We start from the raw sequence: 24,228 nt of genomic DNA, 5'->3' as shown, positions 1-24,228 counted from the left end.
GGCAGCACATGACTGGGGAGCCCCTCACCGCAGATCCGCCCCTGGACGGGAGCCCGGGGCGGATGGACGACAGCGCTGTCCTGCGGTCGTCCCTCCGCGAGCCCGAACGGTTCGGGCAGATCTTCGACGCGTACTTCGCGGAGATCCACGGGTACGCGGCGAAGCGGCTCGGACCGGACGCGGCGGCCGATGTCGCCTCGCAGACGTTCCTGGAGGCGTTTCGGGTGCGGGGCCGCTACGACTCGTCGCGGGCCGCCGTCCGGACGTGGCTGTACGGCATCGCGACCAACGTGATCGGCAAGCACCGGCGTGCGGAGGTGCGCGGGCTGCGGGCGCGGGAGCGGCTCGGGGGCGTCCAGGACGCGGGGCATGCGGACCGCGTGGACGAGCGGGTCAGCGCCCAAGGGCTGCGGGGACGGCTCGCCGGCGCGATCGCCGGGCTGCCGAGCGGGGACCGGGACGTGCTGCTGCTCGTGGCGCTCGCCGACCTGAGCCACCAGGAGGTCGCCGCCGCGCTGGACATCCCGTACGGGACGGTCGGCTCGCGGCTGAACCGGGCGCGCAGGAAGGTGCGCGAGGCGCTCGGCGGGACGAATCCGATGCGGGATCTGGAGGACGAGCATGGATGAGCTGCGGGTCGTCGAGCGGGCGTACGGGGAGCCCGCCCCGCCGACGATGGAGGAGATGACCGAGGCGCGGGCCCGGATGTTCGGGGAGGCGCCGCGTCCGCGCGTCCGGTCCGGGTGGCGGGTCAAGGCCGGGGTCGGCGTGGTCGCGGTGGGCGCCGCTACGGCGGTCGCGGTCGCCGTGGCGGGGTCGGGGTCGGGGACGCCCGCGCCGTCGTCGCGTCCGGCGGCCGTCGATCTGGGGAAGGGGGCCGTGCTTGCGGCGGCGGAGAAGGCCGAGCTGCAGCCGACCGGGAAGTACTGGCATGACGACACCGTCAGCGGCCAGGCGTACGTGGTGCGCGCGAAGACCGGGACGTACGCGATCTTCGGTGCGCACAGCGAGACGTTCAGCTGGGCCGGCGCGAAGGCGGGCATGGGCGAGGCGTACTACGGCCGCGACCTCCCGGCCCGCCCGCAGACCCCGCGGGACGCGGCGCTGTGGCGCGAGGCCGGGTCGCCGTCGAAGATCCGCGTCTGGTCGGGCGATCACTACGCCACCCACAGCACCGAGGCGACGAGGTGGCGGTCGGACGGGCCGAACGTGGGGATCGACCCCGAGGGCGGCGGGACGTTCGTGGACGGCAAGTCGGCCGAGGACCTGCGGAACCTGCCGACCGAACCGGGCATGCTCGCCGAGATGTTCTTCGACGGGAAGATCATGGAGCGGTCGGGCGCGGACCCGAAGGGCGGCCGGGCCGTGGCGGCGACCGTCAAGATCATGCGGGCCTCGGCCGTGCTGAGCGCCCCGATCCCGCCGAAGGCGCGGTCCGGGTTGATGAAGGCGCTGGCCGCCCAGCCGGGCGTGCACGCGATCGGCCGCGTCACCGACCCGCTGGGCCGGACGGGCGTCGCGCTGGCCTCCGCCGACCGCGCCGTGACGGAGACCGGCGAGTTCGGCGGGCCGGCGGCCGACCGGGGGACCTACCGCCACCGGCAGGTGATCGTCTTCGACGAGCGGACGGGCGCGCTGCTGTCCCGGCAGGACGTGCTGACCGTCCCCGGCGGCCCGTACGCGGAGATGAAGCCGGGCTTCGTCATCGAGTACCAGGCCAGCCGTTCGGCGGGATGGACGAACGCCAAGCCGGCACCGCCCGTGGAACTGCCCTTCCGTTAGGACGTGAGGTCGGACGGGGCGGTGCCGGTCTCCGTCAGCGGGAGTCCGAGCGCCGCCCGTTCGGCCAGCCAGGCGCTCGGACGGTAACGCGGGTCGCCGGTGGCTCCGTGCAGGCCGCGCAGGATCTCCAGGACGCGGGCCGTCCCGGCCTGCTCGCCCCACTCCAGCGGCCCGCGCGGATAGCCGAGCCCGAGTTTCACGGCCGTGTCGATGTCCTCGGGACGGGCCAGCAGCTGCTCTGCGATGCCGCAGCCCACGTTGACGATCGAGGCGAGGAGGCGTTGGGCGACGGGCGCGGGCGCGTCCCTGACGACGGTGACGGGTCGTCCTGTTGCGAGGAGGGCCGCCAGGCCAGCGCGGCCAGCCTCCTTGTCTACGCCGGGGTGGACGGCCAAGGAGAGACGCGTGAAGAACCCACCGAATGGGTCAACGCCCAAGGTGCGCTCTAGGGGAAGACCTTCGGCGCTGGCTGCGGTGACGGCGCTCTGTCCGAAGGGTGCGACGAACACCACGGCCTGGCCGGACGGCTCGTCCCCAGACTCGACCTCCACGCCCGCCGTCGAAAGCAGCGCGCCCAGCTCGTCGCGAACGTCTCCCTGTATCCAGACAGGACGAGCCTCCACTGGGGGTGCCGTTGCTTCGGGCGGCTCCTGCTTCGCGCCGTCCACGTACTTGTAGAAACCCTCGCCCGTCTTGCGGCCGTAGAGGCCCGCCTCTAGCCGAGCCCGTCCGATCCTGGACGGACGCAACCGCGGCTCTGTGTAGAACCCCGTCCAGATGGACTCCATCACTGGGTGCGACACGTCCATCCCAGTGAGGTCGAGCAGCTCGCAGGGGCCCATCTTCAGGCCGAGGACGTCCCGCGCTATCCGGTCGATGTCCACGGGCTCGGCGGCGCCCTCCGACAGGATCTGCAGGGCCTCCGTCACCAGTCCGCGCCCAGCGTGGTTGACGAGGAAGCCAGGCGCGTCTGGCGCGAGCACCGGTTCGTGACCGAGACGCCGGACGAGGTCAGCCAACGCGCCGGGAATCCACTCTGCCGTCCGAGCGCCCGGAATCACCTCGACCAACCGCATCAGCGGCACCGGATTGAAGAAATGCAGCCCCGCCAGCCTGGACGGATCGTGCATCGCCGCGCCGATCGCCGTCACGGGCAGCGAGCTGGTGTTCGTCACCATGACCGTGTGCTCGGGGCAGACCTTCTCCAGGGCGGTGAACAGGTCCCGCTTCGTGTCCATGTCCTCCCGGACGGCCTCGACCACGAGATCGCAGTCCTGGAACGGCGTGAGCGGTTCGCCGACCGGACGGAGCCGCGCCTTCGCCCGCTCCGCCTCGTCCGCCGCCATGCGCCCCTTGCGCACGAGCTTGTCGAACATGCCGCCGATGTGCTCGACCGCGCCGACGACGGCGTCCGTCCGGACGTCGGCCAGCTCCACCGTCAGCCCGCCCGCCGCGGCGAGCTGCGCGATCCCGCGTCCCATCGCCCCGGCCCCGATCACCCGGACCGCCGTCACCTGCCGCGCCCACTGCTCCACCGTCGCCTCCTCGCTCGTCGTCCGCTCCCCGCCTGCCACGCATTCAACCTCCTGCCAGGCGGAAGCCCGGACGCCGCCCTCCCGAACCGGGGACGTAACCTGCGAAGTGCCTGAAAACGACGCGAGGAGCCCACCATGCGCGACGCGGTCATCTGCGAGCCGCTGCGTACCCCGATCGGCCGGTTCGGCGGGGTGCTGAAGACCGTTCCGCCCGCCGAACTCGCCGCGACCGTCATCCGGACGCTCGTCGAACGCACCGGCCTGCCCGGCGACGCGATCGACGAGGTGATCCTCGGGCACTGCTACCCGACGTCCGACGCCCCCGCCATCGGACGCGTCGCCGCGCTCGACGCCGGGCTCCCCGTCGAGGTCGGCGGCGTGCAGCTCGACCGGCGGTGCGGGTCCGGGCTCCAGGCCGTCGTCAACGCGGCCATGCAGGTCCAGACCGGCGTCAGCGACGTGATCATCGCGGGCGGCGTGGAGAGCATGAGCGGCGCTCCGTTCTACACGACCCAGGCCCGGTGGGGGATCCGCGGGCCGTCCCTCGAACTGCACGACGCGCTCGCGCAGGGCCGCGTCACCGCCGGAGGCGCCCACCACCCGGTGCCCGGCGGGATGCTGGAGACCGCCGAGAACCTCCGCCGCGAGTACGGCATCGGACGCGAGGAGCAGGACGAGCTCGCCGTCCGCTCCCACCAGCGCGCCGTCGCCGCGCAGAAGTCGGGGGCGTTCGCGGAGGAGATCGTCCCGGTGACCGTCCGGTCGCGGAAGGGGGACGCGGTCGTCGACACCGACGAGCACCCGCGTCCCGACACGACGGTCGAGTCGCTGGCGAAGCTGCGTCCCGTCCTCGGCAAGGCCGACGACCAGGCGACCGTCACCGCGGGCAACGCCAGCGGCCAGAACGACGCGGCCGCCGCCTGCGTCGTCACCACCCCGGAGCGCGCCGCGGAGCTGGGCCTGCGCCCGCTCGTCCGGCTCGTCTCGTGGGCGCGCGCGGGCGTGCCGCCGCGCACGATGGGCATCGGCCCCGTCCCCGCCACCGCCAAGGCCCTCGCCGCCGCCGGCCTCACCCTGTCCGGCATCGACCTGATCGAGCTGAACGAGGCGTTCGCCGCGCAGGTCCTCGCCGTCACCCGCGAATGGGACCTCAAGGACGCCGACTGGGACCGCGTCAACGTCAACGGCTCCGGCATCTCCCTCGGCCACCCGGTCGGCGCGACCGGCGCCCGCATCCTCGCCACCCTCGCCCGCGAGATGCACCGCCGCGAGGCCCGCTACGGCCTCGAGACGATGTGCATCGGCGGCGGCCAGGGCCTCGCCGCGATCTTCGAGCGCGTCTAGAACCCGGCGGAGCGCGCCGGGTGCGTGCCGGGACGGGACGGGTCTAGCCCGCCGTCCAGTCCGGGCGGCGGCCGGTCATGGCGATGAGGCGGTCCAGGGGCGAGGCGTCGGCGGGGACGTCGACGGCGGGCCCGAACAGGCCCTCGATGCCCTTGCCGCCGCTCTGCTCCACGGACGGGGCGACGAAGAGCAGGCAGGTCTCGATCTCGTCCGCGCCCGCGTCGTAGGGCCGGCCGGTGGCGCGGGCGACGTCCCAGCCGTGCACGACCAGCTCGTTCATCGCCACGTGCCCGGCGTCCTGGCCGGGCAGGTCGAGGCCGCCCGCCCGGGTCATGCCCTGCCAGGCGTCCGGGGAGCGCCAGGCGGCGGCGAGGGCGTCGAGCTGCTCGGGGATTCGGGTCCGCCAGTCCGGGGGCAGTTGGGACGCGTCCGAGGACGGCGGTCGGGACAGGGCGTCCGGGAACTCCTTGCGGGCGGCCCAGGTGAACGCCAGGGACAGCCCGTTCACATGGTCGAGCAGCGTGCCGAGCGACATGTCCGCCGGGGTCGGCGCGGTGAGCTGGTCGTCGCGGACGCCCGCGACCAGGCCGGCCATCCGGCGGGCGGCGGGCGCGAGGTCGGGCATCGAGGTCATCTGGTCTCCTCACTGGACGGGCCGGATACCGCTGGACGGGACGTCGCTGGACGTTCCCCGCCCTCGTGATATGGACTCAAGGTACTGACCTGCGAATGCAACGCCTAAGCTACTGCCGAGTAGTATTCGGGCCCCGGATGATGCGCGGTCAGGCGCGAGCCTTACCCTGACTGCCATCGCCGTACCCAGGAGGACGGAACAGTGTTCTGGATCACGTTGGTCATCGGGCTCGCCGGAACGGCGGTCGCGCTGGCGCTCGCCGGGCGGCGGGTGCTGTTCCTGTACGCCATCGCCAAGAGCGGCCAGCCCGACCCCGAGCGCGTTCTGCAGGTCAAGCGCGAGCCGAAGGCCGACGTCCAGGACCAGGTCACCGAGGTCTTCGGGCAGCGCAAGCTGCTGAAGTGGACGCTCGCGGGCGCCGCGCACTTCGCCGTGATGTGGGCGTTCTTCCTGCTGGCGACGGTGTACCTGGAGGCCGCGGTCCAGCTGCTGTTCGGGCTGGAGGAGCACATCCCGGGGCTGCAGACGTGGGGGCCGATCGGGTTCGTCCAGGACACCATCGCGCTGGCCGCGCTCGCCGGGCTGATCGTCTTCACCGCGATCCGGGTCAAGAACTCGCCCAAGCGGATCGGGCGGGCGTCGCGGTTCTCCGGCTCGCACCTGTCCGGCGCGTGGATCACGCTGTTCATGATCTTCAACGTGATCTGGACGATGTTCTTCTTCCGCGGCGTCGAGGTCGCCCGCGACAACTTCGGCTACGGCAAGGCCGCCTACTTCTCCCACCTGGCCGGGAACCTGTTCGACGGGATGAGCGACGACACCCTGCACGTGCTGGAGTCGGTCGGGCTGCTGGCCCACATCGGTGTCGCGCTGGTGTTCCTGGTCTTCGTCGTGAACTCCAAGCACCTGCACATCTTCCTGGCGCCGCTGAACGTGATGTTCAAGCGCCGCCCCGACGGCCTGGGCGCCGTCCAGCCGATGATGTCGGGCGGCAAGCCGCTGGACTTCGAGGAGGCCGACCCCGACGAGGACGTCTTCGGCCGCGGCAAGATCGAGGACTTCACCTGGAAGGGCTTCCTCGACATGGCGACCTGCACCGAGTGCGGCCGCTGCCAGTCCCAGTGCCCGGCCTGGAACACCGGGAAGCCGCTGTCGCCGAAGATGCTCGTCCTGGAACTGCGCGACCACGCCCTGGCCAAGGCCCCCTACTTCACCGCGTCGGAGGAGGCCCGGGAGAAGTTCTCCGACGAGGAGAAACTCGGCATGGAGGCGGACAAGGCGCTGGTCGGCGACGACGGCGTCATCCACCCGGACGTCCTGTGGTCCTGCACCAACTGCGGCGCGTGCGTCGAGCAGTGCCCGGTCGACATCGAGCACATCGACCACATCCTGGATATGCGCCGCTTCCAGGTCATGATCGAATCCAGCTTCCCGTCCGAGGCCGGGGTGATGCTGAAGAACCTGGAGAACAAGGGCAACCCGTGGGGCATGTCGGAGACCAAGCGCCTCGAATGGGTCGAGGAACTCGACTTCGAGGTCGAGGTCGTCGACGACAAGGTCTCTGAAGACACCGAGTACCTGTTCTGGGTCGGCTGCGCCGGAGCCCTGGAAGACCGCGCGAAGAAGACCACCAAGGCCGTCGCCGAACTGCTGCACATCGCGGGCGTGAAGTTCGCCGTCCTGGGCCCGATGGAGGCCTGCACCGGCGACCCGGCGCGGCGGCTGGGCATGGAGTTCGTCTTCCAGATGCTCGCGCAGCAGAACGTCGAGACCCTCAACGACGCCGGCGCGAAGAAGATCGTCGCGACGTGCCCGCACTGCTTCAACACCCTGGCCAACGAGTACCCGCAGCTCGGCGGGAACTACGACGTCGTCCACCACACCCAGCTGCTGGCCCACCTCGTCGAGGAAGGCAAGCTCACCCCGGTCACCCCGATCGAGGAGAACATCACCTACCACGACCCGTGCTTCCTGGGCCGCCACAACAAGGTCTACAAGCAGCCCCGCGACATCATGGCCACCGTCCCCGGCGTCAAGACCCAGGAGATGCACCGGCACAAGGACCGCGGCTTCTGCTGCGGTGCTGGCGGCGCCCGGATGTGGATGGAAGAACGCATCGGCAAGCGCATCAACACCGAGCGCGTGGACGAGGCACTGGAGACCAACCCCGACACCGTCTCCACCGCATGCCCGTTCTGCCTGGTCATGCTCGGCGACGCCATCAACGAGAAGAAGAATTCCGGTGACGCGAAGGAATCCCTCGAAGTCGTCGACGTCTCCCAGCTCCTGATCCGCTCCATCAAGGGCGAGGCCACCCCGCCCGAGGAGAAGGAGCCCGTCGCCGCCGAGTAGGGCAGCGGCCGGGCTCAGGCAGCGGCCGGGCTCAGGCCCCGGCGGCGGGCGTCGCCGGGGCGCTTCCCGGTGCCGGGGTGCTTCCCTTCGCGTCGATTTCCTCGGGCATGGCCGTCGGGACGGCGATCAGCGTCTCGCGCAGGGCGTGCACCGTCTGGAACGGCATGATCTGGCGGGTGACGAGGTCGTCGACGGTGGCGAGCGGGCCCTGCGCCGTCCGGGACAGCACGATCAGCTTCGCGTGGGACGGGTCCAGGCCCGGCAGCGCGGCGAGCACGTGCTCGGGCGCCGCGTTGACGTCGATCAGGCCCCCGTCGTCGAAGGTGCGCGCCAGGTCGGGACGCCCGATCCGGAGGAGGCGTGCGACCGCCGGATGATGCGCCACCAGCGAACGCGCCTGCTCCCGCCGGACCCGCTGCTCGATCAGCGGGACGGCCGAGGCCGTGGTCACGCGCTCGCCGTCCGGTCCGGATGACCACGGCTCCGCCGTGAGGACGGCCAGGTGGACGGCGCCGCCGAACGCCGTGGCGATCAGCGAGATCATCATCGGGACGTCCCACCAGGACGTCCGGTCGACGTCGGTGGCCGTGGCGGTCGCGATGAAGACGATCGTCAGCACCAGATGGCCGGACGCGATCAGCGCGAGCCGCGGGCTCCTGCGCCGGGCCGCGAAGTAGGCGAGCAGCGCCCACGACGCCGCCCCGAAGCTGAGCAGCGGAACCAACACCAGTGCGGCCCGTACCGCCCACGGAAGCCGCCGCTCAGCAGGCGCTGCCCATTGGCCCCACGCCACGAGCGCCGCGGAGTATCCCGCCGGATCGTTGTATGCGGGCCAGGCGGCGGAGGCCGGAGCCGCGGGTGCCGCCGGTGCCGGCGGGTACGCGAGGACCACCCCTCCCGGCGCGTCGGCCGTGGATTGTCCGTCCGACGGCTCCTCGGGCGCGGGACGTTTCGCTTCGCTCAGATCGGGCGCCGCCAGCGACGGATCGGAGCGGAGGATGCCCACGTGCAGGCCCTGGAGCCGTTCGCCCGGCTCGAAGCCGAACTCCTCCGCGAAGAAGGCACGCGCTTCGCGGTAGGCGGCCAGGGCCTCCGCCTGCCGCCCGCTCCGGTAGAGCGCGAGCATCAGCAGGTAGCGGAAACCCTCCCGGAGCGGGTATTCGGCCACCAGCCGGATCAGCTCGGGCACCAGCCGCGCGTGCTCCCCCAGGTCCAGCCCGATCTCGGCGGACGCCTCCAGCGCGGCGGCCCGCTCCTCCTCCAGACGGTCCCGCGCCGCGGAGAAGAAGCCGCCGTTCAGACCGGCGAGCGCAGGGCCGCGCCACATGTCCAGCGCGTCCCGCAGCAGGGTCGCGGCCCGCGCGGCGTCGCCCGTGGCGCGCACGGCGAGGGCCTCCTTCACGCGGTCCTGGAAGACGTCGGCGTCGAGCCCACCACGCGGAACATGCAATGCGTATCCCGCACCGGACAACGTCAGCAGCCGCCCTGGGGAACGCGGCGAGCGGCCGGGCTCCAGCACGCGGCGCAATCCGGCCACGTACTTCTGGACGACGTTCGCGCCATTGTCGGGAGGCTCGTCGCCCCACACCGCGTCCACGATCGCGGTCGTCGGCACCGGCCGGTTCGGGGTCAGGAGGAGGACCGCGAGCACGGCCTGCTGCTTGCCGGGGCCCAGGTCGAGCGGCTGTCCGTCCCGCCACGCGGCCGGACGGCCCAGGATCTCGAAGCGCGGTGACGCGTCCTCGCCCGGCAGCGTGATCACCCCCAGCCGCTCCCCGTCCAGCGCCTCCGCCGTCATTCCGCAGCCGGGGCGCAGTGACCGCAGCATAGCGACAGTCATTCCGCACCGGTATCCACCAGCCTTTTAACAGACATCGGGTGATGCCACCGATAAAGAAGTGAAAGGGGACTCGGGTGCTTCAACACCAACGGCGCGGAACCGCGCCGGCGGCGGGGGCCGGGCTCGTACTCGTGCTCGCGTTCACCACGGCGTGTGGACCGGCCGCCGACGACGAGACCGGTGCGGCGCAGGCGAAGGCGTCCTCCTCCGCACCCGCGAAGCCCTCCGCGACCGCCGCACCGAACGGGGTCGAGAAACTGAAGACCGCCGAGATCCTCGCCCGCGCCCGCGAGGCGACGGGCTCGGCGCGCTCCCTCCGGATGCGCGCGGAGATCGACGACGGCGGCCAGAAGTTCAAGCTCGACTTCCGCTACGCGGGGAAGACGAAGGCGACCGGATGGTTCGCGCAGGGCGCCCAGCGCGTCGAGATAACCAGAATCGGGAAGACCGTCTACCTCGCTGGAAATGACGCCTTCTGGACGTCGGCCGGTGGCAAGGGCGCGGCGCAGATGTTCTCCGGCAAGCACGTCAAGTCGACCCTCAAGAACCCCGACTTCAAGGAATTGGCGGCCTTCGCCGATCGGTCGAGCCTGCTCACCGAGGCGGTGAAGTCCCTCGGCGGATGGAAGAAAGGGCAGGCGAGCAGGGTCGGCGCCGTCCCCACGACGGTGCTGACCGCCGCGACCGGGGACAAGCTGCACGTGGCGACGCAGGGCCGGCCGTATGTGCTGCTCCTGGAGGGCGGGCCGGGGAACCGCCTCGAATACCTCGGATACGAGCAGCCGGTGAGCGTCCAGCCGCCGCCCGCCGGAAGCGTGGTGGACGCCGACCTGCTGAATTGATCCGCGGCCGTCCCGGGCGCCGGCCCGGGCGCCGTCCCGGGCCGGGACGGGGGTTGCGGTGAGGGCGGGCCTGGTAAGACCCAGGAATGGCCGTGCTCGTGTCGCTCCTCGCGTTCCTGATGACGCTCGCCGGGGGAATCGCGGCGATGCGGGTGCGCGACCACCGGCATCTCGTCCTCGGGCTCGCGGGCGGGCTGATGCTCGGCGTCGTCGCCTTCGATCTCGTCCCCGAGTCGCTGGAGATGGCGCGGCACAGCCCGCTCGGCGTCCCCACGCCCATGATCGGGTTCGCGGTCGGGTTCCTGCTGCTGCACGTCGTGGAGCAGGCGGTGGCGATCCACCGGGCGCACGAGGAGGAGTACGCACCTCACGTCCACGCCCACGCCCATGCCCACGCGCACGCGCACGCCGGGAAGGCCGGCTCCGGAGGGTCGGCGGGGCTGCTCGCCGCGTCCGCGCTGGTCGGGCACAGCCTGGTGGACGGCCTCAGCATCGGCCTCGGCTTCCAGTCCGGGACGGACGTGGGGATCTTCGTCGCGCTGGCCGTGATCACGCACGACTTCGCGGACGGGTTCAACACCTTCACCGCCGCGTCGCTGAACCGCGGCGACCGCCGTCCCGCCCTCGCGCTGCTGCTGGCCGACGCGGTCGCGCCGATCGTTGGGGCCGCCGTGGGGACGCTCGTGTCCCTGCCGGACGCCGTCCTCGCCCCGTACCTGGGGTTCTTCGCCGGTGTCCTGCTCTACCTGTCCGCCGCCGAGATCCTGCCGGAGGCGCACAGCGTCCACCCGCGCGTGCTGACGCTGTGCGCCACCGGGCTCGGACTGGCGGCCGTCCTCTTCACCGTCGGCCTCGCCCACTGACCCGCGCCGGCGCTCCTGCAAAGGCAGAGGGCCGACCGGGAATCCGGACGGCCCTCTGCCTGAACGGCATTCGTCAGCCCGTCATGGACTTCGCGAACGCGGGGTTGCTCTGCAGCCACTCGTTCACGGCCTCGTCGGGCTTGCCCTTGTACTTGTTCTCCATCAGGTCTTCGAGGGAGCCGAGCTGCTTGTCGTCCATCCGGAACTTCTTCAGCCAGGAGGTGACGTCGGGCTGGTCCTTGCTGAAGTCCTTGCGGGCGACCGTGTAGATCCCGTCCGGCTTGCCCATGGCGCCCTTCGGGTCCTTCAGGTCGCGGATGGGGAACTTCGTGTACGCCCAGTGCGGCCGCCACAGCGTGACGACGATGTCCTTCTTCGCGTCGATGGCCTTCTTCAGCTCGGTGAGCATGGCCGCCGTCGAGGACGTCGTGACCTTGTACTCGTCCTTCAGCCCGTACGCGGGGAGCATCTCCTCCTGCGACACCCGGTACAGGCCGGAGCTCTTCTCGATGCCGACGATCTTGCCGCCGTACTGGCCGCCCTTGCCCTTGAGGTCGTCCAGCGTCTGCAGCGGCGAGTAGTTCGGCACCGCGATCGTCAGCGGCGCCGAGTCGTACCAGGCGCTGATCTTCTCCAGCTTGTCGCCGTACTGCTTCCAGTAGTCCTCGTGTGTGCCGGGCAGCCAGCTGTCGACGAACAGGTCGACGTCCCCCTTGGACATGCCCGCGTAGAGCGGCCCCGTGTCGAGGTTCTTGACCTCGACGGTGTAGCCCTTGTCGGTCAGGAGCTTCTTCCAGAGCGCGGTGGCCGCCTCGCCTTCGGCCCAGCCGGAGACCATGCCGATGGTGATGTTCTTGTCCTTCTCGCCGCCGGAGCCGGAGCCGGAGTCGTCGCCGCACGCGGCGGCGCTCAACCCCAGCGTCAGCGTCATCGCCGCGACCGTCAGGCCCTTGAGTTTGAAGCGCATTCCCGTCCTTTCGTTGCTTGCCGAGTGGGAGGTCAGGGGGAGCGGGCTCCTCGGCCGGCCGTTCCCGCGCCGTCCTGCACCGTCCTGCCGGACGGACGCCGCCCGCGTCAGGAGGCGCGCGGCCGGGGAGCGGAGGCCGCAAGGGAGCTAAGAATTGGCTGAGGAACCGGCCGAGGAATCGGCCGCCGATCCCGCCGTGTCGATCTGACCGGCGGTTCCGGCCATCACCGGCGCGCCCCGTCCTGCGGCGCCGCGGCCGGTGGCGGCCCTGCCGCGGGCGAACAGCGCCCGCAGCACGCTCGGGCCCTCGCTCAAGGCGCCGGTGAGACGGTCCAGGTAGATGGCCAGCACGACCACCGCGATACCGCCCTCGAAGCCCTTCGCGACGTCCACCCGGTTGATGCCCTCCAGCACCTCGCCGCCGAGCCCGCCCGCGCCGACCATGCCCGCGATGACGACCATCGACAGCGACAGCATGATCAGCTGGTTGATCCCGGCCATGATGGACGGCATCGCCAGCGGGATCTGAATCCGGGTCAGGATCCGGTTCGGCGGCGTGCCGAACGCCTCGCCCGCCTCGACCATCTCCGGGTCGACGCCGCGGATGCCGAGCTCCGTCAGCCGCACCCCCGGCGGCATCGCGAAGATCACCGTGGCGACCACGCCGGGCACCGCGCCGATGCTGAAGAAGAAGATCGCCGGGATCAGGTAGACGAACGCCGGCATCGTCTGCATGAAGTCCAGGACCGGCCGGACGATCCGGCTCACCACGTCGCTGCGCGCCGCCGCGATCCCGATCGGAACCGACAGCACCGTCGACACCACCGCCGACACGATCACCAGGGCCAGCGAGTCCATCGCCGGCTCCCACAGCTCCATGCTGTCGATCAGCAGGAAGCCCAGGATCGTGAACACGCCGAGCTTCCAGCCGCTGATCGCCAGCGCCAGCAGGGCCAGGACCAGCGTCAGCCCCAGCGGCGGCAGCACGTTCAGCACGTCCGTCAGCCCGTCGACGGACGCCTCGATCGCCGACCCGATCCCGTCGAACAGCCACGAGAGGTTGTCGGTGCACCAGGTCACCAGGCTGTCGAACCATTCGCCGACCGGCACCCGGGGCAGCTTCACCGCGTTACTCACCGTCAACGCCACTGCCCTCCTTCGTCAGCGCCAGTTGCGGCTCCTCGTCGACCACCGTCGAGTTGATCGCGCCGAGCGCCGCCAGCAGCGTCACCCGCGGGATGACCCCCAGCAGCCTCCCTTCCTCGTCCGCGACGGGCACCGGCAGGTCGCTCTCGGCGCACCGGACGAACAGGTCGGCGACCGACGTGTCCGGCGCGACGGGCGCCGGGTCCTCCGGGTCGATCAGACCGTCCAGGCTCTGCACGTTGTCCTGGACCGCGTCCGCGATCACCGTGGCGCGCACCCGCCCGACCAGCTTCCGGTCGCGCCCGATCACGAACGCCGCCGACGTCTGGTGCTCGCGCATCGTCCGCAGCGCCGTCCGCGGCCCCGTCGTCGCCAGCACCGTGACCAGCGGCTTCTCCATCACCGAGGCCGCCGTCAGCACTCTGGTACGGTCCACGTCCGCGACGAACTGCGCGACGTAGTCGTTGGCCGGATCGGTCAGGATCTCCTCCGCCGTCCCGATCTGGACGATCCGGCCCTCCCGCATCACCGCGATGCGGTCGCCGATGCGCATGGCCTCGTTCAGATCATGGGTGATGAAGACGATCGTCTTACCGAAGCGCCCCTGCAGATCCAGCAGCAGATCCTGGACTTCCCGCCGGATCAGCGGATCCAGGGCGCTGAACGCCTCGTCCATCAAAATGATGTCGGTGCCGCTCGCGAGCGCTCTCGCGAGCCCGACCCGCTGCTTCATACCGCCCGACAACTGGCCGGGAAGCATGTTCTCCCAGCCTTCCAGGCCGACCAGTCCGAGGAACTCGCGCGCCGTCTTCTCCCGCATTTCCTTCGGGACACCGCGCACCTCGAGCCCGTACGCCGCGTTCGCGAGAACCGTCCGATGCGGGAACAGCGCGAAGTGCTGGAAGACCATGCTGACCTTGTTCTGCCGAAGCGCCCGCAGCGCCTTCGGCGACAGCTTCGCGATGTCCTCACCGTCGATCTCGACGCTTCCGGACGTGACTGCCAGCAGCCCGTTCAACGTCCGGATCAGGGTCGACTTCCCGGACCCCGACAGGCCCATGACCACGAAGATCTCGCCCTGCCGGACCTCGAACGTGGCGTCCACCACCGCCGGTGTGACCCCGAGCTCCCGGACCGCCCCCAGATCGGCGCCCGCCTTGAGTTTCCGCTGTGCCTCGGCCGCCTTACGGCCGAAGAGCTTGGTGACGCTTTCCGCGCGGAGTACAGACACGATCTCCTTCCGGGTTCCCACGTCGCTGCGCGGAAACGGCTCGCCTCGTCCGGACGCCGACCGGCCTCACGCAATGAGGCCGCCAATGCCATGCGTCGCCCGAAACTACCCGTTCAGAGAACATGTTTCATCTTTTGGTGCTTTCAGTCACGTTCAGGTCACGATCGAACTACACCTTCGTCCGATGGAAGTTCAGATACGACCGCGACGGCGTCGGCCCCCGCTGATCCTGGTACCGCGACCCATACCGCGCCGACCCGTACGGGTACTCCGCCGGCGAACTCGTCCTGAACAGGCACATCTGCCCGATCTTCATCCCCGGCCACAGCATGATCGGCAGCGTCGCCACGTTCGACAGCTCCAGCGTCACATGCCCCGAGAACCCCGGATCGATCCACCCCGCCGTCGAGTGCGTCAGCAGCCCCAGCCTGCCCAGACTCGACTTCCCCTCCAGCCTCGCGGCGAGATCGTCCGGCAGCCCGAACACCTCGTACGTCGAGGCCAGCACGAACTCCCCGGGATGCAGCACGAACGCCTCGTCGGCGTCCACCACCACCAGCCGCGTCAGATCCGGCTGCTCGGTGGCCGGATCGATGTGCGGATACTTGTGGTTCTCGAACACCCGGAAGTACCGATCCAACCTGACGTCCACACTGGACGGCTGAACCATCCCCGGCTCATACGGGTCGATCTTCACCCGCCCGGACTCGAGCTCGGCCCTGATGTCACGATCGCTGAGCAGCACCCCGAAACGCTATCCCAAGACCACGCCCCACCCGACTTCCGGTACAGTATCCACAGCATGGCGCCCACCAGCGCCGCTCACGCGGGTGTAGTTCAATGGTAGAACTTCAGCTTCCCAAGCTGACAGCGCGGGTTCGATTCCCGTCACCCGCTCCCACGCCAAAGGCCCAGGTCAGGGATGTTGATCCCGACCCGGGCCTTGATCTTGTTAGCGACTCCCACGGACCACCGTGCCATTAGGCCACGGGCGCCCGCGTCCCTGCCGCGCCGCCGTCCTCGTCATCATCCTCACCGCGTTCCGCCTGAACGAGGGCATCAAGGGGCGGCGGCGCTTGGGCCGCTGGCGCGGCCCCGCGGCTGGCCGCCCGGAGCGTGCGGCGTGGGCGCCGGTCCCCGGACGGCTGCGCCGGGCCACGCATCGCGAGTGCTCCGACCTCCCGCCAGCCGCCGGTGGTCACGGGGTCGCGCCGCGGCCCTACCAGTCCACTGAGCGTCCAGCACGATGACGGCTCCTGACGAAACGCACTACGTCACTCACGGCTCCCACCAGAATTCCCGCGACAGCGCCCATGAGACCGGTGCCGATCGCGCTGTCACCAGGTTCGTAGCTGTTGCCCACCCATCCCCACGTCGCACCCAGGCCTACGCCTAGGAGCAACCCGACCAGCCATCCGAACCCCACTCGCATAGAGCACTCCCCACCTGACGACAACTCCCGTAAGCCTTCAGAAGAACGCACCACGTTGTCGAGCCCAAGCCGCCACGGCACGCGTCCCAAACCGGCCGTGGCTCAGGGAACTTGCAAGCGGGCCTGGAAAGGTGCGGGGCTCCCTCTGACCTGATGTGTTGAGGATGGCGGCGGACGGAACCCGTCCGCCGCTAAGTACAGGGTGGAAATGTCGATGAGATTCAGCACCACTTCGGGCCGGGCGAAGCACGGGCCGAAGACCGCGTGTGGTGGGGGTTAGTTCGTGTTCTGTTCCGGTGTCGGGGAGCATTGGAAGAGTGGTTGGCTTTGAGCATTGACCGACGTCATGGATGCCGTTGACGGCGGGTGTTCCCGCCGGCTACCGGTGCTTGTCCGGTTCGGCGTCGGTGAAGGCGCGGTATCCGCCGAGGGCTCGGGCTGGGCTAGGGCGTCGCCGCGGTGTACGACTCGGAGCGGACCCGGGGCCATCATTGGATGCTGATCCGGGGGCGTTGCGAGGTCGTGGCGGACATTCAGCAAGACCGCCGTCGTCGTCACCGCCGGGCGCGAGGTCTTCGGCCTCGCCGCGGCAGGCGTCGGTCTCGTTTGACCTCTTGCGCGTCAGTTCGGTAGCCAGTGCAGCTCGTGCGCCAGGGTTTTGGCGACGGCGCGGATGCGGCGGTGTAGTGGCGACTGCTCGCGTGGGAGGACCAGGTGGATCGTCAGGCTGGGCGCGCCCCGCAGCGGTCGCCAGGTGAGACCGGCCGGTTGTGCCGTGGCCGCGGCTTCTCCGGCCGGGGCGAGGGTGACGCCGTCGTGCAGGTCGCGCTGGGACATGTCGTATGAGACTGCGGGCGTGTGGAATCGGGGGTGTGGTCGGGTGTCTTGGAACAGTGCGGACAGCTGATCGTGGATCACGGGGTTGGCCGCACGGTCGGGGAGTCGCAGCGGAAACGCGGCCGCGTCGGCGATCTCGATCTCCGGGTGTTCGGCCAGCGGATGGTGCTGCGCCAGTTGGACCCCGGCGCGTTCACGCCGCAGCAGGGACCGGCGCACGCCACGGCCCGGCTGTTCACCGCGGGTGATCCCGGCATCGATGCGGCCGTCGGCGACCGCGGGGGAGATCTCCGGTGTCGCCATCGGGACCGCGCTGACCTGGAGTCCGCTGTTGCCGCGAATCAGCCTGTCCACCAGGGTCGGTGCCGTCTCGGCCCCGGTGCTGAGGCTGTATCCGATGCGCAGCGTGCCCAGTTCACCGGCCGCCGCGCTCCGGGCGGTGTCCCATGCCCGGTCCAGCGCCGCCAGCGCGGGTGGCGCGGACTCCGCCAATGCCGCACCGGCTGTGGTCAATTCGACGCTACGCGTGTTGCGGACCAGCAGGGCCGTACCGAGTTCCGCCTCCAATCGGCGCATCCGGGCGCTGAGTGCGGGCTGGGCGATACCGATCCGTGCGGCCGCGCGGGTGAAGTTCAACTCCTGCGCCAGCACCAGGAAGTACCGCAGGCTCACCGTATCCGGCGCCACGTGCCCTCCCTGCCGATTGATAACGATCCGTTCTGAGTCTATCCCGTATTGGTCTTTCCCTCGACCGCATATCAAGCTCTAACCTGCGCATATGACGATTCAACCGGCTGCAGTACCGGTCGCCGGGATCGATCGATGGGAGTGTCAATTCGAAGTCGGACGTGTCCGGCCGAACACAGGAGGTTTCCATGGCTAAGGGCTACTGGGTCAGTGTCTACCCCGCCATTTCCGACCCGGAGGGGCTGACTGCCTACGACAAGCTGGCCGGTCCGGCTGTCCAGGCTGGGGGCGGGCGCGTCCTGTCCCGGATCCCGTCCCGTGGCGGTCGAGTCGTCGCCCACGAGGCCGGAATCACGCAACGCGTCGTTCTGATCGAGTTCGACAGCTTTGAACAGGCCGTCGCGGCATACGAGAGCGAGGCATACCAGAAGGCGCTGGTGGCCATCCCCGACGGCTTCGAGCGCGACTTCCGCATCATCGAAGGCATCGACTGACCCGCGGGCCCAGCCATCGCTGAGCACCACTTGGGGCTCCGGCGAAGCCCGGGTCGAAGATCGCGTGTGATGCGCGGCTCTGGGCGAGGCGGTAGGAGTCGGTGCCGGTTTCGATGATGGTGCCGATGTAGGTGAGGCGGTCGACGATGGCGGAGCAGAGGCGGGGGTCGGCGAAGGTCTTGGCCCAGCCACCGAAGCTCCATGTGTTGGGTCGGGGACGGGGCGCCGTGCAGCCTTTCAACTGCCGGTCTCCCCGTCCCGCCCGACGAACCGGACGTGCACGTTGGCCGCGCATTCGGCTCCGGCGGCGTGGCCATCAAGACCGCCCTAAGGCTGGACTACCGGCTCTCCCACCGTGGGCGGTTGGCTGCGGAAATGGGGGCAAACTTGTGTGGGTGCGTCCGGTCTGAAGGGGCGCATGTGGAGGAGGATCGGGGGATGAACCAGAACCCCGACGTCGATCGGCTCATGCGGACGCTCGAACACCCGCAGAAGGAAGCGATCGAGTACCTGCGGACGGCGATCCTGAACGTGGATCCGCAGATCACCGAGCAGGTGAAGTGGAACGCGCCGAGCTTCTGTTACGGCGGTGTCGACCGCGTGACCTTCCAGTTGAAATCCAAGGACGTCCAGCTCATCTTCCACCGCGGCGCCAAGGTGAAAGACGACGAGACGCCATTCGCCTTCAACGACGACAGCGGCCTCATGGAATGGCGGACCAACGATCGCGCGATGGTCACCTTCAAGGACGTCGCCGACGTCACGGCGCACGAAGAGGCCTTCGGTTCTCTCGTCAGTCGCTGGATGAAGACCTGACGCCAAATGACTGCGCTGAGCCTTGCGCAAAGGGAGATGGAGGAGCGGGTTCGCTTCTCCATCTCCCTTTGTGTGGTGCTCGTTAGAAGAAGTAGACGATCCGGTTGTCCTTGGTGCTGCAGAGCGGTCCCCAAGCGGCTTCGTACTTGCACGCTTTGACGACGACCTTGATCTCCTTCGTGGAGGTGCTGGCCTTGTAGGAGTAGGTGGCGGTGTCGCCCTTGCCGTCCCAGGTGCCCCAGGAGTGGCTGTAGCCGATGGTGACCACGGCGTTGCGGCCGTCCGCCTTGTTGTCGTAGATCGTTCCCTTGACGTAGTGGCCGGTGCTGCAGTCCTTGGCGTAGATGTTGGCGGCGGCGCCCGTGCCTGCGCCAATGGTCTTCACGTACTTCCACTCGCAGGTGTAGGCCTGGGCGGCAGTGGCGGGAACGGCCACCGCGGCGCCGGCGAGCGCGCTGACGACAAGTGATGCCCGAACCAGGTTCTTGATGCGCATGGTGCCCCCTCTTTGATGTTTCCGGTCGATGATCACCAGAGTTGCCGATGGTGGTTGGAACAAGGTTGTGCGGTGGTTGGGGTGCTGGTTCGCCGCCCGTTGGAGGTGCGGGGGCTATGGGCGGCCGACCGCGTATGGCGAAGAGAGGGCGGTGGTGTCGTGGGTGAGGACGGCGTGTTCCAGGGAGCGGAGGGCGGGGCTGGGGTCCAGGCCCAGTTCGTCGGCGAGGGCGCGCTGGCCCGTCCGGCAGACGTTGAGGGCCTCGGCTGTGCGGCCCAGCGCGTAGAGCGCCCGCATGAGCTGGATCAGGGGACGTTCGTGAAACGGGTGGTCGGCGACGATTCCGTAAAGCTCGCCGACGACCTCCTCGGGGCGGCCGAGGTCGAGTTCGGCGTCGGCCCAGTCCCCGGCGGCGGCGAGCCTGAGCTCGGTGAGCCGGAACGCCTCCACCTGCGTCGCGGCCAGGTGGTGCTGTCCCTCGAACGGGGTCCCGCGCCACAGGGCGAGCGCGTCCTTGATCGCCACCGCTCCCTGCTCGACCATGCCGGCGGCGACGGCCGTGCGTCCCGCCCTGGCATGGACGGTGAACGCGTCGGCGTCGAGCTCTCCGGATCGCAGGACGACGGCGTATCCAGGACGGCGCGACTCAAGCCTGCCGGGGCCGAGGACGCGGCGCAGGTGGTGGACGTAGCCGTGCAGCGTCTTGGTCGCCGTGCGGGGTGCGGTGCAGGGCCACAGCGCGTCGATCAGGTAGTCGGTCGGGACGGCCCTGTTGGGGTGGCACAGCAGGACCGCGAGCAGGTCTCGCCACTTCGGCCGCAATGAGACCGTCCCGTTCTCCGTGTGGATTTCCGTCGGACCCAGTACGTGAAACTTCATGCTGCAGTTCTAGGACGCCCGGATGTTGTCCGAAATGAGTCCGCCGAGCTTCCGGACGACGCCGTACCAGGTCCGGACAAGCAGGTCAGGGCCCTGCGCAACCTTGCTCCAACCGCGCTCCCGGATCCTTTGGTGTCGATGGGCACCAGAAGGAGGAAGCGACAGCTGGAGATGAAGGCTCGACGTCGATCCAGGCGATCCAGGCGATCCGGTCGGCCGCCGGGCCGGGCTGGTCGTCCGGAACGCCATAGCGCGCGTCGAACGGGGGCACGCGCGATTCCTGTCGGAGTTGTACGTCGAGGACGTCGTCACCCGCTGATCTGGTGTGACATGAGGCGAGGAACCGCCCGGAATGTATGCGTCCGGGCGGTTCTCGTGTTGTGTCGGAGATCTTCGGCTGTCTAGGGTCAGCGGCGGACGATCTGGAAGACGACGGGAGCGGGCGTTGGGGCGACCTGAGCAACCGGTGGACCCGATGGCCGGCCCCGTCGAGCGCCTCGCCTGGGAACTGCGCCGCCTCCGTGACCGGGCCGGGCGGCCCAGCTACCGCGTACTGGCCGAGCGCGCGCATTTCTCGCGCAGCACTCTCGCCGAGGCGGCGACCGGCATGCGCCTGCCGACGCTGGAGGCGACCCTCGCGTACGCCGTCGCGTGCGGCGGCGACCGCGCCGAGTGGGAGCGCCGGTGGCATCTGGCGGCGGACGAGGTCGAGCGGACGCTGCGCCGCAGCCCGTACCCGGGACTGGTCCCGCTCGGCGCCGGCGACGCGGATCTGTTCTTCGGCCGCGACCAGCTGCTGGAAGACCTGCTGAAGGCCGTGCAGCGGGCGCCGCTCACGGTGGTGGCCGGGGCGTCCGGCAGCGGCAAGTCGTCGTTGCTCGGGGCCGGGCTGCTGGCGAGGCTGACCGCCGACGGCACCTCCGCCAGCCGGGTCACGCCGGGCGCGCACCCCGCCTACGAGGAGAGCGACGACGCCGTCCTGATCATCGACCAGTTCGAGGAGGTCTTCACGCTGGTCGCCGACGAGCGGGAGCGGGACGCCTACCTCGACCGGCTGAGCGCCGTGGCCGCCGCCGGAGACGGTCCGGCGCTGGTGATCGGCGTCCGGGCCGACTTCTACGAACGCTGCGTGCGGCACGCCGGGCTGGTCACGGCCTTCCGCGACAGCGCGCACGTGCCGGTCGGTCCCATGGACGAGCGGGAACTGCGCGCCGTCGTCGTCGAACCCGCGGCCCGGGTCGGACTTCAGGTGGAACCGGACCTGGTGGCCGCCGTGCTGACGGAGGCCGCCGGGCAGGCGGGGCCGCTCCCGATGGTCGCCCACGCGCTGCGGGAGACGTGGAGCCGTCAGCGGGGCAACGTCCTGCGGCTCGCCGACTACCGGGCCGCGGGCGGCGTCGGCGGCGCCATCGCCCAGACGGCCGAGCGGCTCTGGGCCGACCTGGAAGAAGCCCAGCACGACCTGCTCCGCGCCGTACTGCTTCGCCTCACCTCACCGGGCGAGGGCACCGCCGACACTCGCCGCAGGATCGGCCGGGACGAGCTGACCGGCATCGGGCCCGCGGGCGAACTGGACACCGTGCTCGACCGGCTGGCCACCGCGCGGCTCATCGTCCTGGACCACGACGACACGATCGAGATCGCGCATGAGGCGCTCGTCCACGGCTGGCCCAGGCTGCGGGGATGGCTCGACGACGACCGTGACGCCCTGCTGCGCCACCAGCGGCTCACCGGCGACGCGGCTCACTGGGAACGCGAACACCGCGGCGAGGACTACCTGTACCGGGGCGACCGGCTCGCCGCCTGGGACACCGAGGGACGCACGCCGCTGAACGAGCTGGAACGCTCCTTCCTCGCGGCTTCCCGAGTCCAGGCCGCCGCGGCCCGCCGCCTGAGGCGCCGCACTGTCGGCGGGCTCTCGTTCGCGGCGGCGGCGACGGGCATCCTGCTCGTCCTGGCCCTGGTCCAGACGGGCAGCGCCGGCGACGCCCGTGACCGCGCCACGTCCGTGCGCCTCGCGGGCGAGGCCCGCCGCCAGCTCCCGCAGGACCCGGAACTGGCGCTGCTGCTGGCGATCGAGGCGTACGAGGCAGGCCCCACACCGGAGGCCGACATCGTCCTCCGCCAGGCCACCGCGGACGCGCGCCTGCGCGGTTCGCAGGCCGCCGGGCTGCGCCAGGTGAAGGGGGCGGCGGCCACGCCGGACGGGCGGAAGATGGCGATCTGGGGTTCCGGCCCGGCGCCCGCGGGCCTGGAGATCTGGGATCTCACCGGCTCCGCCCCTCGTCGCGACGAACTCCGCCTCCCGCCGGGCGACACGCAGAACGTCCAGAGCGCCGCCTTCAGCCCGGACGGTCGCCGCCTGGCCACGGGCAGCGCCACCGGAAGGGTCGCCGTCTGGGACCTGACCGCCACGACCCCACCGACGATCTTGGGCACCGCTCCCCGGGGAGTCCTGGGCATCAGCGTCAGCCGGACCGGCCAGGTGGCGAGCGCGCATTCCGACGGCGTCCGCCTCTGGGGGCCGGCCGGCCGCGCCCCGGCCGAACTTCCCGGACGGAGCGTGGCCTTCAGTCCCAGCGGCCGACGTCTGGCCACCGGGGGAGGCGGTTCACCCCTCCGCATCTGGTCCCTGACCAAAGGCCGCCCCCAGCCGGAACGCACAGCCGCCCGCGGCGAACCGGAACAGGTGGCGTTCAGCCCGCGCGGCCCCTGGGCCGCCACCGTCGAGGGCGACACGCCACAGGTCTGGGACGTCCTCAGCCCTCCAGGCGGCGAGTGGAAACCACAGGTCGAACTGCCCCGCCACGCCCCGAAACTGAACGGCCTGGCCTTCAGCCGCGACGGGCAACGCATGGCCACCTACGGAGCCGACGGCCTCATCCGCATCTGGACGACAGGCGCCGACGCCGACCCCCTGACCCTGCGTCCCCCCGGAGACCCGCGCGGAGTGGCGTTCACCGACAAGTCCCTGGTCAGCGTCGAAGCCGACGGCACACTGCGCCAATGGGACATCGCGACCGGCACCCCAACGCCCGCCCAGGGCAGGCCCTTGGCCCTCAGCGCCGACACCGAAACCCTGGCGACATCAGCCGCCCCCATGTCCCTGACCACTCCCCAGGACGTCCGCATCCGCATATGGCGAGGCTCCGGCACCACCGAGATCAAAGGCCCGAGGGACTCCGGCTACAAGGTCGCCCTCAGCCCGGACGGCCGCCTCATGGCCGGCCTGGGCCGAGCCGGCACACTGACCCTCTGGGATCTCGCGACCGGCACCTCGACCACCGCCCCGGCCGACCTGCGCGGTCTCCCCTCGACACTGACGTTCAGCCCGGACGGCGAACGCCTGGCCGCAGGCGCCGCCAACACCGACCCAATGGTCTGGCAGGTCTCCCCGGCCCTGAAACGCGTCACCGGCTGGGAGACGCAACCCACGGCCAAGGCCGAGGGCGCCATCGCGTTCGGCCCGGACGGCACCCTCCTGGCCGATGCCCGCGACGACGGCACCGTCCTCATCTGGGACCTGAGGGGAGCGCACGAACCCAAGATCATGCGTGGCCACCAGGACGACCTCACCGGCCTGACCCTCAGCGGGCGCCACCTGGCCGCCGCCGCGGCCGACGGCGCGATCCGCGTCTGGAACATCGAAGGCAAGGCCGACCCGACCCTTCTGCGGGGCCCCGCCAACCCCGTCCGCAAGGTCGGCTTCAGCCCCGACGGATCCTGGCTCCTCACCAATGAACCCACCGGCCACCTGCGCCTTTGGCGTCCCAACGGCGGAGAACCGGTGGACCTCACCGGCTGGGGAGCGACCGGCGGCCTCGCCGCGTTCACCCCGGACGGCGAGCGGATCGTCCGCGGCCTCAGCCCCCAACTGGTCGGACCCACCGGCCTGGGCCAAGCCCTAACCCGTACACGCCCATGCGAGGTCTGCGCTCCCGCCGCCCAGGTCCTCGACCTGGCCAAGTCCCGCCGAACCCGCCACCTAACCCCAGAAGAACGCCGCACCCACCAACTCCCCTGATGCACTCCCGCTGGAGGAGATCCGCCA

At 70.5% G+C, this 24,228-nt stretch carries 20 protein-coding genes and 1 tRNA gene; 10 read left to right on the top strand and 11 right to left on the bottom strand.

Features of this window, described 5'->3' with window-relative positions:
* The first annotated feature begins 62 nt into the window (after window positions 1–62).
* Window positions 63–629: an RNA polymerase sigma factor gene (locus ACH35V_RS15360; RefSeq protein WP_395972892.1), complete on the top strand. Its 567-nt coding sequence runs from the start codon at window positions 63–65 to the stop codon at window positions 627–629.
* Complete coding sequence (locus tag ACH35V_RS15355; protein WP_395972890.1) at window positions 622–1,782, top strand: hypothetical protein; 1,161 nt, start codon at window positions 622–624, stop codon at window positions 1,780–1,782. The genes ACH35V_RS15360 and ACH35V_RS15355 overlap by 8 nt, the downstream gene beginning before the upstream one ends.
* On the opposite strand, the gene ACH35V_RS15350 is transcribed toward ACH35V_RS15355, so the two are convergent.
* Window positions 1,779–3,356 (bottom strand): 3-hydroxyacyl-CoA dehydrogenase, encoded by a 1,578-nt coding sequence (locus ACH35V_RS15350; RefSeq protein ID WP_395972889.1) that lies wholly within the window; start codon window positions 3,354–3,356, stop codon window positions 1,779–1,781. The two genes, ACH35V_RS15355 and ACH35V_RS15350, sit on opposite strands and share 4 nt — an antisense overlap.
* 96 nt (window positions 3,357–3,452) lie before the next feature.
* On the opposite strand from ACH35V_RS15350, the gene ACH35V_RS15345 reads away from it, so the two are divergent.
* Entirely contained in the window at window positions 3,453–4,661 is a 1,209-nt protein-coding gene (locus ACH35V_RS15345; protein ID WP_395972887.1) for an acetyl-CoA C-acetyltransferase, read from the top strand.
* A 43-nt stretch (window positions 4,662–4,704) separates the two neighbouring features.
* Here ACH35V_RS15345 and ACH35V_RS15340 read toward each other — a convergent pair whose 3' ends face one another.
* Entirely contained in the window at window positions 4,705–5,295 is a 591-nt protein-coding gene (locus ACH35V_RS15340) for a TIGR03086 family metal-binding protein (RefSeq protein WP_395972885.1), read from the bottom strand.
* A 201-nt stretch (window positions 5,296–5,496) separates the two neighbouring features.
* On the opposite strand from ACH35V_RS15340, the gene ACH35V_RS15335 reads away from it, so the two are divergent.
* On the top strand, window positions 5,497–7,647 hold the full coding sequence (locus ACH35V_RS15335) for a heterodisulfide reductase-related iron-sulfur binding cluster (RefSeq protein WP_395972884.1): 2,151 nt from the start codon (window positions 5,497–5,499) through the stop codon (window positions 7,645–7,647).
* Window positions 7,648–7,678: 31 nt separating this feature from the next.
* On the opposite strand, the gene ACH35V_RS15330 is transcribed toward ACH35V_RS15335, so the two are convergent.
* On the bottom strand, window positions 7,679–9,475 hold the full coding sequence (locus ACH35V_RS15330; RefSeq protein ID WP_395972882.1) for a BTAD domain-containing putative transcriptional regulator: 1,797 nt from the start codon (window positions 9,473–9,475) through the stop codon (window positions 7,679–7,681).
* Between the two features lie 86 nt (window positions 9,476–9,561).
* Here ACH35V_RS15330 and ACH35V_RS15325 point away from each other — a divergent pair, with 86 nt between their 5' ends.
* Both ACH35V_RS15325 and ACH35V_RS15320 read left to right on the top strand, forming a co-directional pair.
* The gene (locus tag ACH35V_RS15325) at window positions 9,562–10,329 is read left to right on the top strand and encodes a hypothetical protein (protein ID WP_395972880.1); all 768 of its coding nucleotides are present in this window, start codon (window positions 9,562–9,564) and stop codon (window positions 10,327–10,329) included.
* 86 nt (window positions 10,330–10,415) lie between these two features.
* Window positions 10,416–11,192 (top strand): ZIP family metal transporter, encoded by a 777-nt coding sequence (locus ACH35V_RS15320; RefSeq protein WP_395972878.1) that lies wholly within the window; start codon window positions 10,416–10,418, stop codon window positions 11,190–11,192.
* Window positions 11,193–11,265: 73 nt separating this feature from the next.
* On the opposite strand, the gene ACH35V_RS15315 is transcribed toward ACH35V_RS15320, so the two are convergent.
* The 4 genes from ACH35V_RS15315 to dcd all read right to left on the bottom strand — a co-directional run bounded on the left by ACH35V_RS15315 (window position 11,266) and on the right by dcd (window position 15,281).
* Complete coding sequence (locus tag ACH35V_RS15315) at window positions 11,266–12,159, bottom strand: glycine betaine ABC transporter substrate-binding protein (protein ID WP_395972876.1); 894 nt, start codon at window positions 12,157–12,159, stop codon at window positions 11,266–11,268.
* 147 nt (window positions 12,160–12,306) lie between these two features.
* A complete protein-coding gene (locus tag ACH35V_RS15310; RefSeq protein ID WP_395973418.1) occupies window positions 12,307–13,296 on the bottom strand; it encodes an ABC transporter permease in 990 nt (329 codons plus the stop codon).
* Window positions 13,289–14,536, bottom strand: a complete 1,248-nt coding sequence (locus ACH35V_RS15305; RefSeq protein WP_395972875.1) for a glycine betaine/L-proline ABC transporter ATP-binding protein — start codon at window positions 14,534–14,536, stop codon at window positions 13,289–13,291. The genes ACH35V_RS15310 and ACH35V_RS15305 overlap by 8 nt, the downstream gene beginning before the upstream one ends.
* Before the next feature lie 169 nt (window positions 14,537–14,705).
* A complete protein-coding gene (gene dcd, locus ACH35V_RS15300) occupies window positions 14,706–15,281 on the bottom strand; it encodes a dCTP deaminase (protein WP_395972874.1) in 576 nt (191 codons plus the stop codon).
* An 81-nt stretch (window positions 15,282–15,362) separates the two neighbouring features.
* On the opposite strand from dcd, the gene ACH35V_RS15295 reads away from it, so the two are divergent.
* A tRNA-Gly gene (locus ACH35V_RS15295) sits at window positions 15,363–15,433 on the top strand.
* A gap of 1,156 nt (window positions 15,434–16,589) precedes the next feature.
* On the opposite strand, the gene ACH35V_RS15290 is transcribed toward ACH35V_RS15295, so the two are convergent.
* Window positions 16,590–17,492, bottom strand: a complete 903-nt coding sequence (locus tag ACH35V_RS15290; RefSeq protein WP_395972872.1) for a LysR family transcriptional regulator — start codon at window positions 17,490–17,492, stop codon at window positions 16,590–16,592.
* A 188-nt stretch (window positions 17,493–17,680) separates the two neighbouring features.
* Between ACH35V_RS15290 and ACH35V_RS15285 the strand changes: the two genes are divergently transcribed.
* On the top strand, window positions 17,681–17,986 hold the full coding sequence (locus ACH35V_RS15285; RefSeq protein WP_395972871.1) for a DUF1330 domain-containing protein: 306 nt from the start codon (window positions 17,681–17,683) through the stop codon (window positions 17,984–17,986).
* On the opposite strand, the gene ACH35V_RS15280 is transcribed toward ACH35V_RS15285, so the two are convergent.
* The gene (locus ACH35V_RS15280) at window positions 17,967–18,281 is read right to left on the bottom strand and encodes an ATP-binding protein (protein WP_395972869.1); all 315 of its coding nucleotides are present in this window, start codon (window positions 18,279–18,281) and stop codon (window positions 17,967–17,969) included. The two genes, ACH35V_RS15285 and ACH35V_RS15280, sit on opposite strands and share 20 nt — an antisense overlap.
* A gap of 14 nt (window positions 18,282–18,295) precedes the next feature.
* Between ACH35V_RS15280 and ACH35V_RS15275 the strand changes: the two genes are divergently transcribed.
* Window positions 18,296–18,802, top strand: coding sequence for a DUF1801 domain-containing protein (locus tag ACH35V_RS15275; RefSeq protein ID WP_395972868.1), 507 nt, complete (start codon window positions 18,296–18,298; stop codon window positions 18,800–18,802).
* Window positions 18,803–18,884: 82 nt separating this feature from the next.
* On the opposite strand, the gene ACH35V_RS15270 is transcribed toward ACH35V_RS15275, so the two are convergent.
* Together ACH35V_RS15270 and ACH35V_RS15265 are read right to left on the bottom strand one after the other, a co-directional pair.
* Window positions 18,885–19,298, bottom strand: coding sequence for a hypothetical protein (locus ACH35V_RS15270; RefSeq protein ID WP_395972867.1), 414 nt, complete (start codon window positions 19,296–19,298; stop codon window positions 18,885–18,887).
* A gap of 114 nt (window positions 19,299–19,412) precedes the next feature.
* Complete coding sequence (locus tag ACH35V_RS15265; RefSeq protein WP_395972865.1) at window positions 19,413–20,177, bottom strand: BTAD domain-containing putative transcriptional regulator; 765 nt, start codon at window positions 20,175–20,177, stop codon at window positions 19,413–19,415.
* Window positions 20,178–20,652: 475 nt separating this feature from the next.
* Between ACH35V_RS15265 and ACH35V_RS15260 the strand changes: the two genes are divergently transcribed.
* Window positions 20,653–24,201 (top strand): hypothetical protein, encoded by a 3,549-nt coding sequence (locus ACH35V_RS15260; RefSeq protein ID WP_395972864.1) that lies wholly within the window; start codon window positions 20,653–20,655, stop codon window positions 24,199–24,201.
* Window positions 24,202–24,228: the final 27 nt, after the last annotated feature.

The sequence above is a fragment of the Actinomadura sp. 1N219 genome, assembly GCF_044326405.1.
GTDB lineage: Bacteria > Actinomycetota > Actinomycetes > Streptosporangiales > Streptosporangiaceae > Spirillospora.
This window is presented reverse-complemented; position numbering and strand designations above follow the sequence as displayed.